Consider the following 12,543-nt stretch of genomic DNA (forward strand, 5'->3'; position numbering starts at 1 on the left):
TTCAATTTTCTGCGTTTATCACGCGGTTGCGTCCCGCCTCCTTGGCTTTATAAAGCGCAACGTCCGCCCGCTTCATCACCTCCTCAAGGGAGTCGCCTTCCAGCCGTAATTGCGCCAGCCCCAGGCTAATCGTAAACTCAATCGGGTTCCCATCAATAATGAGCTGGTGACCTTCGGTGCGCTGTCGCAGGCGTTCGGCAACCGGTTCGAGTTCTTCCAGCGGTTTTCCCGGAAAGACGATACCGAACTCCTCGCCACCCATGCGGCCAATAATGTCCACCTGGCGGACACAGTCCCGGCAAATATCTGCCATTGCCTGAATCGCCTTGTCACCGGCGTCGTGGCCAAAGTTATCATTGATACGCTTAAAGTGGTCGATGTCCAGCATCATCATGGTAAGGGGATCATGGTTGCGCAATGCCAATGCAATTGCTCTCTTGCTCTGGTCGGTGAAAAAACGACGATTATGCAACCCGGTCAGGGAATCTGTATGGGCGAGTTCACGCAGTTTTTCTTCCAGTTCCTTGCGTTCGGTGATATCCACAAATGAGTAAAGAATCGATCGCTGGTAATCGTAGGTAATCATAGCCGCGGAATACACCAGGGTTCGTATTTGATTGTCCAGTGTATAGAGAGACACTTCCTGATTCATGATTTCGCCGTTTTCAAACAACGTCTGCTCCAACTGGGATAAGGCTTCGGTATCCAATGCCGTCTTTATCTGTCCGGGTCTGAGATCGATGTTTTGCTGTTCTGCGTATTTTCTGGCGGTGTTGTTCAAATAGAGCACCTTGCGATCAGACAGGGCCCGAACGACAATGGGGGTTGGTGTCGCCCTCAGCAGCGCCTGCATTTGACTACGGCTTTCTTCCAGCTTGCGTTCGGTTTGTTTCAATACGGAAATATCCGTCCAGACACCTACCACGTCGCCGGTATCGGCCCGCCGTTCCCGTCCAAATACCTGGCGTCCGTCGTGCAGTTGCTCGTGAAAGGTGTCATTGGGGTGGCGGTGCCAATCCAGCCGCTGTCGAAAATAATTGATTTGATCCGAATCTTTATCCTTGAGATGCGAGGCAAGTGTTTTTACAAAGGTTTCGTATTCAAGACCGGGTCTGATCATCTCACTCATTTCGGGGTACATATCCCTGAACACCTGGTTGGCCATCACCAGCCGGTCCTCGGCGTCATAGAGAACAAAACCGTCGGAGATGGTATCAATGGCCTGCCGCAGCCGCTCGCGGCTAAAGTACAGAGACTCATTGGCGCGGCGGATTTCCTGATTGGACCGGGTCACCACAATGGCAAGCGTCAGTACCAGGCCTGTGGCAATCATCACCAGACTGGATAACAGTACCGGGTCAATACCGGGTCCGAGGTTTTGGCTCTCGCTGTTCGGGAAGAAGTATACGGCGGCCATGCCCATATAGTGCATGCCGGTGATTGCTGCACCCATGATCAGTATGCTGGTTACTTTAAAGCGCAGATAGTAGCGTCCGGAGAGGGTGTTTTCGGTCAGAAACTTCATCTTCAACGCGATGTACGACAGCATCACTGCAGCCACAATCGACAACACAAACAACACCTTGTCGTACAACATGGTTGCATCGAGCTGCATTGCGGCCATACCGATGTAGTGCATAGTGCCGATGCCGATGCCAAAAAACACACTGGCCAACGCCATATTGCGCAGTGAGACCGTTCTGCGGCTATTGATGTAAATGGCGAGGCTACTGGCGATAACCGCAGGCAGCATGGACAATAGGGTAATGGTCAGATCATAGGTCACAGTCATCGGCAGCGAGTAGGCCAGCATCCCAATAAAATGCATGGCCCAGATACCACAACCCATGGCAAATCCGCCGCCCACCAACCATACCCAATGCCGGGATCGACCGGATTCCTGCCGGTACTGGTCCGACAACCCCCAGGCGGCGTAGGCGGCAAGGCACGCGGTCAAGTAAGACAGCAACACTAACCCCAGCCGGTACTCGCTGGTGAGAGCGTCGGTGAGGAGCCAGCTGTCGTCCAGAAAGAAGGTTTTGGTCATGCCTGCGCGCCGGGGTTGACTCTAAAAAGCCTAGATCAGAAGCCTGGTGCGGTAAAGGTTAATAGGGTCTAACGAGAGTGGCCACCGGAAGTATATTGCAGGCGGCTAAAGTCGATAAACCGTTTTACCAAATCCGGTGTCGCACGCTTACTGCTCCACATCAAGCCGGTATCCATGGAAGGAATCTGCTGTTTGACTTCCACGGTATTGATTCGATCCCCTTCCAGTGACCAGGGCCGATGTACCATATCCGAAAGAATAGTTACTCCTGCTCCTGTCGCCACCAGGCTTCGCACGGCTTCTACCGAGGCTGTTTTAAACACGACCCTCGGCTCCAACTTGTATTTATGCCAGTAGGTTCGGGTGGTTTCACTGGCCTCGTCGATTAACAACTGTATGTAAGGTTGTTCAGCAATGTCCTCTAAGGTGACTATGTCTTTTTCCAGTAAGGGGTGATCATTGGCCAGCCACAAACGCCGTTGGGAGCGCACCAGTGAGACGGTATTGCGTTTCTTGCTGGGGCGCACGTTGGAGACCAACAGCATGGCCAGATCGATATCGCCTTTGTCGACCATCGTCTCCAGCTCCATGCGGGAGTGTTCCGCAATATCCACTTCCACGTTTGGGAAGGCGCGACGAAAACGCTGCAACAGGCCCGCAAGAAAGTAACCCGCAACCGTTATCGTACAGCCAATCCTCAGTTTTCCCTCAACGCCCTGGGCGTCTTCGTGCACAAACTGCCGGGCACTTTGCACATCATTCAGGATGCGGGTGGCATGGGTAAGAAAGCGAAATCCCTCGGGGGTTAAGTCGAGCCCAGTGCGTTTGCGTTCGAACAGCTCCGTGCCCAGATAGTACTCCAGATCCTTAATCGCTTCGGTTACCGAGGAGGCCGAAATGTTCACGGCAACGGCGGCGTCTGACACCTTGCCGGTTTCCGCCACAGCGATGAAATAGCGCAGTTGTTTAAAGGTGAAGGCCATAAGGTTATCCCGTTTCTGCCGCCTATTAGAGAGTATTGATTCCAGTTTAGCATTCGGATTTTCCGAAAACAGCAATCTTAAAATCGAAATTTACAGGATTACAGGATTGGCGCAACATGATTGACGTCGACACCAATAAAACCAATTCAGCCGATACCGAGATTGATACCGGGAGGAGATATGTCACACTTTTTATCCGCAAGGCAGGGCTTGATCCGTAAAAGCGCCCTGTCGATTGCCATCGCCACTCTGGCAATAGGCACTACACACACCTATGCGCAATCCGGCAGCTTTATGCTGGAGGAGGTGGTGGTTACTGCACAGAAGCGCGAGGAATCCGCGCAGTCGGTGGGTATTGCCATCAGCAGTTTCTCCGGTGACCAGATGCGCAAAATGGGTGTCGAGGACAGCACCGACGTTGCCAACTTTACCCCTGGAGTGTCCCTGTCCGGCAGTTTTGCAGGTCAGCAGCGCCAGTATTCCATTCGCGGGGTTACCCAGAACGATTTTAATGACCATGTGGAATCACCGAACGCTGTTTATATCGACGAAGGTTATGTCGCCTTTCAGCAGGGGTCGATTTTCGCCACCTTCGATGTGGACCGGGTTGAGGTTCTGAAGGGACCCCAAGGCACACTGTTTGGTCGCAACGCCACCGGTGGGCTGGTGCACTTTATCAGCCGCAAACCCAGCCAGGATTTTGAGGGCTATGTGGATGCCAAGATTGGCGCTTACAACGAGCGCCGGGTTGAGGCTGCCATCTCCGGACCCTTGAGCGACAGCGTTGCTTACCGCCTGTCCGGTTTTACCGGCCAGCACGACGGCTACCTGGACAACAAGTACCCAAGTCAGACCTTTGTGGAAGACCCCAACGGCAATGCGCCAGATCTTACCAATGGTGAGCCCGACCTGCCGGGTACCGGCGACGATCTCGGCGGTGATGACAGCTGGGCGCTGCGCGGCCAACTGGCCATTGATATCAGCGACCAGTCCAACTTGAGCCTGATTGGTTTCTACTCTGAATCCAAACAGTCCACGGGGCCTTATCAATCCACGCCGTCTATTGCTCAGCTGGATGAAAACGGCAGAACTTTGAATACCTTCCGTGTGACGGCCAATGAAACTCGCGAGGCTATTGGTCCCAATGGTGAGGCGGTCGATATCTTTTTCGACGGTGACAACGATGCAACCCGTCCCGCCGGACGCGATGCCTATGGTTATCTGGACCCGGATGGCAACGACTTTACCACCTCCAGCGATTTTGCCTTTGACGATATCAATACCTACGAAACCTACGGTGGTACCGCCAATTTCAGCTATGAGTTCGACAACGGCATGACATTTGCCGCGATTACCGACTTCAAGCACCATGAGAAATTCACTACCCTGGATCTGGAGGCGGCGCCCGAGAGTCAATATACCTGGTTTGGCGAAGCGGATATCGATTCTGTAACCCAGGAGTTCCGTCTCAGTGGTGACACCGATAGCATGCGTTGGGTAACGGGCTTTTACTATCTGGACATTGACGCGATCAGTATTGCGGGCTTGAGTGCCCTGGCCAACTCCAGTTCCGGTTTTCCGGCCAATTTCGATCAACCCCGTGTTTCCGATCTTAAGACCACCTCCTACTCCCTGTTCGGTCAGGTGGAATTCGATCTTAGTGACAGTTTAAAACTGGTCACCGGTCTGAGGGGTACCAAAGAATCGAAAGACTATGTCTTTGACGTGTACTTTACCAACAACGATGATCCCAAAGCCTGGGATGTACCCGCTGGCAACGGCAGCCCTCATATCGAGGACGACAGCAGCGAAAACCTCTGGACCGGGAAGATACAACTGGACTGGCAGCTTAACGAAGACGTTCTGCTATATGCCGGGTTTAATCGCGGTGTTAAGGCGGGCAGCTTTAATTCCGGTGATGCCAGCCTGACGGCGGAACAGACACCTTACGACAAAGAAGTGTTGCACGCTTATGAAATCGGGTTTAAATCTGACCTGATGGATGGTCTGCTGCGTTTTAACGGCGCCGCCTATTACTACGATTACAAAGACTATCAGGCGGCTCGCTGGACCGGTTTGGGCAACATTATTACCAACAACGACTCCACCGTGAAAGGCGCAGAGGTCGAGATTATCACATCGCCCATCGATAACCTGGATGTGATGCTGACGGCGGCGTTTATCGACGCCAATGTTGAGGATCTGGACTTGATCGGTGACGGCTCCATTCTGGTGGATGTCAAGCCGACCTTCTCGCCCGAAGTCACTGCCTCGGCGTTTGTGCGCTACACATTCAACGATATCTTTGCCGGTGATTTGGCGTTCCAGTTCAGTACCAGCTACCAATCGAGCATTTACTCCAATCTGTCCAACTTTGATTCCACCGAGTTCGACAGCTGGATCGTCAGCAACGTGCGTGTCAGTTGGGAAGACCACGACGGCAACTGGGCGCTGGATCTGTTTGTGGATAACGTCTTCGATGAACGCTACAACGTGATTGGTTTTGATTTGGCTACTGTGTGTGGGTGTAACGAAGAAGCCCAGGGCAAACCCCGTTGGGCCGGTGCGTCGCTGCGGTACAGTTTTTAGTTGCTATCGTAGCTGATTGTTCTGTCGCCACCGGGAGCGATGCGTAAAAACTGCAACTCCCGGTGGTCTTTTTTACAACGTGTTTTATCAAGAGAGTCCTTGAGGTATCTTATGGCTGGGATTATTAACGACAGCGGAAGCGTCCATACCGACCGCACCAACACGGACCCCGATTTTTCGTCCACCACCGTGCCGGACTCGGCGCGCATGTCCAAAGGCTCGTTGACCATGGCCTGGTGGGCGCTCTTCAGCGCTATGTTCTGGCTGGTGGTCACGGCTACACTGGCCATTAACTATGGCGCCAGGAACGCCATCGCCGGCATGATGGCGTCGGTGATTTGCTACGGTCTAATCAATGGCCTGATTGCCCGCTACGCCATCGAAACCGGGCAATCTGTGGGATTATTCTCGCGCCGGGTGTTTGGCCGTGCCGGTGAGCTCCTGGCAACCCTGATCTTCTTCAGTACAGCGATTTACTATGGTGTGTTCGAAGGCTCGGTAATTGCCCTGGCCATTCAGCATCAGTTTCCAGGGCTGGAACTCTGGCACGCCTATCTGTTTGTTGTGCTCTACAGCGTACCTTTAGTGTTTGGCGGAGTAGGTCAGTGGCTGGACAAACTCAATGGTGTATTGCTGCCGTTCTACATTCTCGGTCTGGTGGCAGTGCTCGGTTTCGCGTTGAAGGAATACGGTTACAGCAATGCCTGGCTGTCCATGGGACCTCAAGGTGATCAACTGGATTCCCGCTGGCTTAACTGCTTCTGCTACTTTATGGGCATCTGGATCATGATGATGTACACCTGGGACTACGCCCGTTTTGGTAAGCGTGAAGACCGCAAGTATCACACCCGTTTCAACTTCGGTATTCCCTTTTATGTGTGTACATTTATGGTCAATGGACTTATTGGCGTATTCCTGGCGTCCACTATTCCAACGGGCGGAGAAGTGTCTGAATCCTCCATCGTATTTGCCATCCTCAAACTGATGGGGTTTTGGGGGCTGCTGTTTATCTGGGTCAGTCAAACACGCATCAATACCGCCAACTTTCAATTGGCAACGGTTAACCTGCAGGCGTTTGCCACGGGCGTTACCGGGGTTACGCTGCCCAAGGTATTGGTGGCCATCGCCGTGGGTATTATCGTGTTTGCGGTCATGTTAACCGACGTATTCAGTTTTATCCTCTCGGCGTTGGCTTATCAGGGCATTTTTGTGGTGGCGTGGGTGTCTATCGCGCTGGTGTACATTCTGATCACCCCCTTGTCCCAAAACGGCGATGAACTGGAAACGCCTGCAAACCCACACAGTGGATTAGTGGCCTGGACCTCGGCGTCCGTGGTGGGGATCTTGCTTCTCAATAGCGATAGTGGTTTTTCGGCCTGGTCGGCTCCGGTTACGGCAATACTGGCCGCGATTGTGTTTTATCTCTTGCGCTTCAATACCTTTGCCAAACCCATGGCGGATGGTATTGCCGACGCGGACTAAGTGGTGGAGAGCGATAATATGATTTCTATTAACTGCGATATGGGCGAGTCCTACGGTATCTACACGCTGGGTGATGACGCCGGCATTATGCCCCATATCACCCATGCCAATGTTGCCTGTGGTTTTCACGGTTCGGACCCGGACCATATTCAGAAGACCGTGCTCTTGGCCAAACAGCACGACGTTCGCATTGGTGCGCACTTTTCTCTGCCCGATCGTCAGGGCTTTGGGCGGCGAGAAATGAAGTTGTCACGAGAAGAACTGCGCAACGCCATCATTTACCAGATTGGTGCCTTACAGGGCTTTGTGCACAAAGAGGGATTGAGGCTCAGCCACCTGAAACCCCATGGTGCTCTCTATGGTATGGCGGCCAAATATGAACATGTAGCACATGCCGTGGCGGATGCTGCCAAGGTGTATAAGCTGCCCATTTTCGGAATGGCGGGTACCTTGCAGGAACGTATCTATCGTGGCGAGGGCGTTGAGTTTGTCCCCGAGTTTTTCGCGGATCTGGATTATGGCGACGACGGCCAGCTGATTATCACCCGTGAACACAAAGCGCCACCACTTCAGACTGTAGCGGACAAAGTAAAGCGCGCACTGACGGTTGGAGAGGTGGTTACCGTTGGAGGCAAGACGTTGCCTGTAAGGGCTCAAACCCTGTGCGTCCATTCCGACACGCCCAATGCCGTCGCGCTGGTACAGACGGTGGCCAATTGTGTTAACTCCGTTGTTGCCATTGAGGTTTAATATGATCGACGTATCCAAACACAAAGTCCTGATTGCCAACCGAGGCGAAATCGCCTGCCGGGTCATTCGTTCCTGCCGCTCACTGGGGATTGCCACCGTTGCGGTGTACTCCGATGCGGATCAGGAGAGTATGCACGTACAGTTGGCCGACGAAGCCATTCATATCGGTGCTGCCAAGGCCGCCGAAAGCTACTTGGATGTCCAAAAGGTGCTACAGGCAATCACGGTCAGTGGTGCCACGGCAGTGCACCCCGGCTATGGCTTCCTGTCAGAAAATACCGACTTTGCCCGGCAGATTATGGCTGCCGGGGTACGCTGGATCGGTCCCGCACCGGACACCATCAGCGAGATGGGCGACAAAGACCGGGCTCGGCAACTGGCGCAATCGGCGGGTGTACCAGTGTTGCCCGGCAGTCAACGTTTCGCCACGGGAGAACTCGACGGCATTGAGGAGGCGGGCAGTGAAGTAGGCTATCCTTTGTTGGTGAAGGCCTCGGCCGGTGGTGGCGGCATTGGCATGCGACTGGTGGAGTCGGCGCCGCAACTGTTGGATATTGCCGCCTCTACCCAGTCTATGGCGGAGCGTTCTTTTGGCGACGGTACCGTCTTTCTGGAGCGCTATGTCAAAAATGCCCGCCACATCGAGGTGCAGGTATTTGGTGACGGCAAAGGCGAAGCGATTCATCTCTACGAACGGGAATGCTCCATTCAGCGGCGATTCCAAAAAGTGGTGGAGGAGTCTCCGGCGCCTGGTTTAAACGAAACGCTGCGCCGGCAAATTGCGGAGTGTGCGGTTAATTTGGCCCGCTCTCAAAACTACGCTGGTGCCGGTACGGTGGAGTTTGTGTTCGACGATGATAGCAATGAGTATTTCTTTCTGGAAATGAATACCCGAGTGCAAGTGGAGCATCCCGTGACGGAGATGGTTACCCATACTGATATTGTTGCGATGCAGATTTGCCTGGCGCTGGAGGATGACAGTCTGACGTTGGATCAATCGCAGATCGCCCATCGGGGGGCAGCCATCGAATGCCGGATTTACGCCGAAGACCCCGACAAGATGTTTCTGCCATCGCCCGGATTGCTGGAGGTGCTGACTTTTCCGCAAGAGGGTGAGGATGTGCGTGTTGATACCGGTGTCAGGCAGGGGGATCGGGTAACACCCTACTATGATCCCATGATCGCCAAAATCATCGTCAGGGCGCCGGATCGTTCACGGGCGATTGACGCTATGGCCAATGCACTGAAAGAAACCCGGATAGAAGGCCCCCGTTGCAATGAGCGCTTTTTGTTAAACGTAATGAATCACCCACAGTATCGGGAAGGCAAAGTCACCACACGTTTTATCGATGACAATCTGCAGGCCTTGACCCGCAATGCCATTGAGGAGCCAGTCGTATGATTTTTGAAGAACCCCGCTTCAGTCCCGGCGGCGACCGCTACTTGCTGATCGAATTCGGTGATGAGATGAATCTGGAGCTGAACTTTCTCGGCCAGGCTCTGGCGGCTGCTATAGAAGAGCAGCAACCGGCGGGTATCATCGAAACCGCGCCCTGTTTTGCATCCACGCTGGTTCACTACGAACCCGAGATTCTGGGGTACGCCGATGCCGTTGCCTTACTCAGTGAATTGCTGGCGTCGTTGGGACCCAGCGCAGATATAGAACTCAATAGCCGCCTGTTTTATATCCCGGCGGTATACCTCGACCCCTGGACCCGCGAATGTGTACAGGACTATACCGCCAAGATCAACGCCGACAAACAGCCGGACCCCGACTATGTGGCGGAGCTAAACGGCCTGAACGACGCCGCGCATCTTGCCCGTGTGCACTCGGGCACTGAGTATTGGGTGGCTTCACTCGGTTTTTGGCCCGGGTTGCCGTTTATGATGCCGCTCGATCCGCGCTGCAAGTTAACTGCCCCCAAATATAACCCTCCCCGAACCTGGACTCCCAAAGGCGCTATTGGCATGGGTGGTGCGTCTACGGCTATTTACCCCGAACAACTGCCGGGCGGCTACCAGATCTTTGCGCGTACACCGGTCCCCATTTGGGATGCGGATAAACGCTTCCCCGTGTTCGAAAACAGCATCTGTCTGTTCCAACCGGGCGACAGGGTCAAATTTGTTCCCTGTAGCGTGGATGAATTTGAACACTATGAAGCCCAGGTAGCGGCTGGTACCTACGTATACAATTTGGTGGAGTACCAGAAATTCTCAGTCAAACATTATCAGGCCTGGGTACAGAGCCTCGACTTCGATCAAACTTTTTAGGAGGCGGCCATGATTCAAGTAATAAAACCCGGCCTGGAAACCACCGTACAGGATTACCCCGGTCGTATTGGGTTTCGCAACCAGGGCTTTCCGCCATCCGGTCCCATGGACAGTTGGTCTTTTCGTTTGGCTAATCTGTTGGTAGGCAACGAATCCGGCGCGGCGGCATTGGAATGCCAGTATATGGGGCCAACGTTACAGTTTGAGCAGGATACCTTAATTGCAATTACAGGCGCTGATATGCAGGCCAAGCTTGATGGTGAGCCAGTGCCCCTGTGGCAAAGCGTATTGGTACTCGCAGGCCAGACCCTGGAGATGAAGTTTTCCTGCGAAGGCATACGTGCCTACGTGGCCCTTGCCGGAGGCATAGATTCGGTACCCTGGTTGGGTTCTCAAGCGACCTTTCACAAAGCCGGTATCGGCGGTGTGGACGGCCACGCATTAAAAGAAGGCCAAGCCCTCTCGCTCAAAACAACAGACATTGACGCGGCCACCGCCGGCAGAACGGTAGCCGAACACGCCCGCCCGCAACTGGGTGATGGCAAACACTGGAGCATCCATGTCGTGCTGGGGCCAAATGACGAATGGTTGGATGAGCAGGGTATCGATACCTTTCTCAGCGCCGACTGGAAACTTTCCAGCAAAAGCGACCGCACCGGTTTTCGCCTGGAAGGACCTGAACTGAGTTTCTCAGAAAAAGCCTATAACAAGGGGCCGGAACACGGCTCGGAACCTTCTAATATCATCGACCAGGGCTATCCCGTTGGCGGCATCAACCTGGCGGGGCAAACCCCCATTATTCTGGTTAACGATGGCCCCAGTATGGGCGGCTTTATAAATCCGTTTACGGTGCCGACCTCGGAGTTCTGGAAGCTGGGTCAGGCCAAGCCCGGTGCCGTACTCAAATTTGTGGCAGTCACCGTAGACCAGGCTCAACAAATGGCCAGGGCCATATCCAATACCTGCAGCCTCGACAATATTAAAACCATGGGAGTGTGATTGATGAGTACTGATGTAGAACTGCAAACCTCAGGTAATATCTGGAAGGTTATGGTACAGCCTGACCAGGCCGTTGCTGCCGGTGAGACTCTGTTTATTATGGAAGTCATGAAGATGGAAATTCCTCACGAGGCACCCTGTGCCGGTAAGGTGACGGCGGTGAATATTAACGAGGGGGATGAAGGTCTGGATGCGGGAATGGTGGCGGTGCGGTTGGAACCGTTGTAAAGCTGCTGATATGTAGCGCACAGAAAAGGGGCGGTTTGCCTGATGGTGGCCGCTCCTTTTCTATGCTTGGGAATACTCTATCCGTTAACCACTTTCATATCGTCTTGGTACATATAAGCATCAAGCCCATGCTGGCAGAGCAGATAGGTGGCCAGCTCACTGCGGCTGCCGCCATTGGCACATACAAAATACCGCGAGGAAGCATCCAGACCCGCGAGGTGTTTGCGCAAAGATCCCACAGGTAAATTCACGCTGTCTTTCATATGGCCGCGCCTGAACTCCGCCGGCAGCCGAACATCGATCCAAAGCGAATGCCGGTCATTTCGCATTGCGCTGATTTCTCTGTCGCCGATGGTCTTCACCAGAGACTGCCGGAATACCTCATTAAAACTGCATCTGTCCAAACACCCAAGCACGCCATCGTCCAACATCCTAACGTCGAAGCTACCAGGTGTGCCCGCTATCAGGGATTCGTCGCCAAAGTAGTTCCCGGGGCGCAGTTCAATAGGTTGCTCCAACGGGCCTGCGGGGCTGTTACTCATCTCAACGCGGCCGCTTTTAATCAGGAAAAACGAATCGCTTGGTGTATTTTCTTTAGCGACAATTTCTCCGGCGCAATATGTCTGGTCCTTCATCATCCGAAAGACTTTTTGCAGCGCGGTCGGTGGCAGTTTGGCAACAAGAGGGGTATTGAGGAACACTTCGCTCCAATCTTGCTCGTGGTGGTGTTCGACAGCAGCCCCTGCGAACGCCTGGTTGGCATTGATGGCGCGGGGAGGGAGTGAGGCTGTGTCCAGGGAGGATTTCAATAACTCATCCACATAGCTCTTGCTGAGGACTAACAACCGGCAATTCGTTTTGGCTCGAATACTGCCACCTTTCTCCTCTATTAATTCCTCCAGAGGATTGCGGCACCAATCCTCGCTGGTTGAGTGGTACAGATGAGTGCGCTCCATCATGCTGACTCGATACTCAATCTCACCTTCCAGCAGGTAGTGATAGAGTTGCGTCGGACCTTGCAGCTTTCTGATCAGCGTCTCGTTGGTGTTGAAATCAAGCGTCATCGCTTTTTCAGCCAGTTGCTCCCGGCCTGCTTCGGAAAGAGAGGCCAACGGCTTGAGTTGGCGAAAAGCGGTGATCAAGGCGTCTCGACAGATCATGGGCTCGATACCTACAAAGTTTGGCGGCTCCGTT

Annotated in this window: 10 protein-coding genes; 7 read left to right on the plus strand and 3 right to left on the minus strand. The window is 53.6% G+C overall.

The window, feature by feature from the left end; genetic code table 11:
* Window position 1 precedes the first annotated feature (1 nt).
* Window positions 2-2,047 (minus strand): sensor domain-containing diguanylate cyclase, encoded by a 2,046-nt coding sequence (locus tag HBA55_RS31485; protein WP_166999720.1) that lies wholly within the window; start codon window positions 2,045-2,047, stop codon window positions 2-4.
* A gap of 68 nt (window positions 2,048-2,115) precedes the next feature.
* On the minus strand, window positions 2,116-3,030 hold the full coding sequence (locus tag HBA55_RS31490; RefSeq protein ID WP_166999721.1) for a LysR family transcriptional regulator: 915 nt from the start codon (window positions 3,028-3,030) through the stop codon (window positions 2,116-2,118).
* A 180-nt stretch (window positions 3,031-3,210) separates the two neighbouring features.
* Here HBA55_RS31490 and HBA55_RS31495 point away from each other — a divergent pair, with 180 nt between their 5' ends.
* The 7 genes from HBA55_RS31495 (at window position 3,211) to HBA55_RS31525 (ending at window position 11,349) form a co-directional block, all read left to right on the plus strand.
* Window positions 3,211-5,619 (plus strand): TonB-dependent receptor, encoded by a 2,409-nt coding sequence (locus HBA55_RS31495; RefSeq protein ID WP_166999722.1) that lies wholly within the window; start codon window positions 3,211-3,213, stop codon window positions 5,617-5,619.
* A 111-nt stretch (window positions 5,620-5,730) separates the two neighbouring features.
* A complete protein-coding gene (locus tag HBA55_RS31500) occupies window positions 5,731-7,101 on the plus strand; it encodes a purine-cytosine permease family protein (protein WP_166999723.1) in 1,371 nt (456 codons plus the stop codon).
* A gap of 18 nt (window positions 7,102-7,119) precedes the next feature.
* On the plus strand, window positions 7,120-7,851 hold the full coding sequence (pxpA, locus tag HBA55_RS31505) for a 5-oxoprolinase subunit PxpA (RefSeq protein WP_166999724.1): 732 nt from the start codon (window positions 7,120-7,122) through the stop codon (window positions 7,849-7,851).
* Window position 7,852: 1 nt separating this feature from the next.
* Complete coding sequence (locus tag HBA55_RS31510) at window positions 7,853-9,253, plus strand: acetyl-CoA carboxylase biotin carboxylase subunit (RefSeq protein WP_166999725.1); 1,401 nt, start codon at window positions 7,853-7,855, stop codon at window positions 9,251-9,253.
* Entirely contained in the window at window positions 9,250-10,122 is an 873-nt protein-coding gene (locus tag HBA55_RS31515; RefSeq protein WP_166999726.1) for a 5-oxoprolinase subunit B family protein, read from the plus strand. Before HBA55_RS31510 ends, HBA55_RS31515 begins: the two co-directional genes overlap by 4 nt.
* Before the next feature lie 9 nt (window positions 10,123-10,131).
* Complete coding sequence (locus tag HBA55_RS31520) at window positions 10,132-11,121, plus strand: 5-oxoprolinase subunit C family protein (RefSeq protein WP_166999727.1); 990 nt, start codon at window positions 10,132-10,134, stop codon at window positions 11,119-11,121.
* A 3-nt stretch (window positions 11,122-11,124) separates the two neighbouring features.
* A complete protein-coding gene (locus HBA55_RS31525) occupies window positions 11,125-11,349 on the plus strand; it encodes a biotin/lipoyl-containing protein (RefSeq protein ID WP_166999728.1) in 225 nt (74 codons plus the stop codon).
* 77 nt (window positions 11,350-11,426) lie between these two features.
* On the opposite strand, the gene HBA55_RS31530 is transcribed toward HBA55_RS31525, so the two are convergent.
* Complete coding sequence (locus HBA55_RS31530; protein ID WP_166999729.1) at window positions 11,427-12,509, minus strand: cyclic nucleotide-binding domain-containing protein; 1,083 nt, start codon at window positions 12,507-12,509, stop codon at window positions 11,427-11,429.
* Window positions 12,510-12,543 lie beyond the last annotated feature (34 nt).

It is taken from the genome of Pseudomaricurvus alkylphenolicus, from assembly GCF_011683955.1.
Taxonomy (GTDB): Bacteria; Pseudomonadota; Gammaproteobacteria; order Pseudomonadales; family Cellvibrionaceae; genus Pseudomaricurvus; species Pseudomaricurvus alkylphenolicus.

Bases quoted from the DNA above. Each gene is read 5' to 3' on its own strand.
- HBA55_RS31530 (WP_166999729.1), bottom strand. From the start codon at position 12,509: ATGATCTGTCGAGACGCCTTGATCACCGCTTTTCGCCAACTCAAGCCG.
- HBA55_RS31495 (WP_166999722.1), top strand. From the start codon at position 3,211: ATGTCACACTTTTTATCCGCAAGGCAGGGCTTGATCCGTAAAAGCGCC.
- HBA55_RS31520 (WP_166999727.1), top strand. From the start codon at position 10,132: ATGATTCAAGTAATAAAACCCGGCCTGGAAACCACCGTACAGGATTAC.
- HBA55_RS31515 (WP_166999726.1), top strand. From the start codon at position 9,250: ATGATTTTTGAAGAACCCCGCTTCAGTCCCGGCGGCGACCGCTACTTG.
- pxpA (WP_166999724.1), top strand. From the start codon at position 7,120: ATGATTTCTATTAACTGCGATATGGGCGAGTCCTACGGTATCTACACG.
- HBA55_RS31525 (WP_166999728.1), top strand. From the start codon at position 11,125: ATGAGTACTGATGTAGAACTGCAAACCTCAGGTAATATCTGGAAGGTT.
- HBA55_RS31490 (WP_166999721.1), bottom strand. From the start codon at position 3,030: ATGGCCTTCACCTTTAAACAACTGCGCTATTTCATCGCTGTGGCGGAA.
- HBA55_RS31485 (WP_166999720.1), bottom strand. From the start codon at position 2,047: ATGACCAAAACCTTCTTTCTGGACGACAGCTGGCTCCTCACCGACGCT.
- HBA55_RS31500 (WP_166999723.1), top strand. From the start codon at position 5,731: ATGGCTGGGATTATTAACGACAGCGGAAGCGTCCATACCGACCGCACC.
- HBA55_RS31510 (WP_166999725.1), top strand. From the start codon at position 7,853: ATGATCGACGTATCCAAACACAAAGTCCTGATTGCCAACCGAGGCGAA.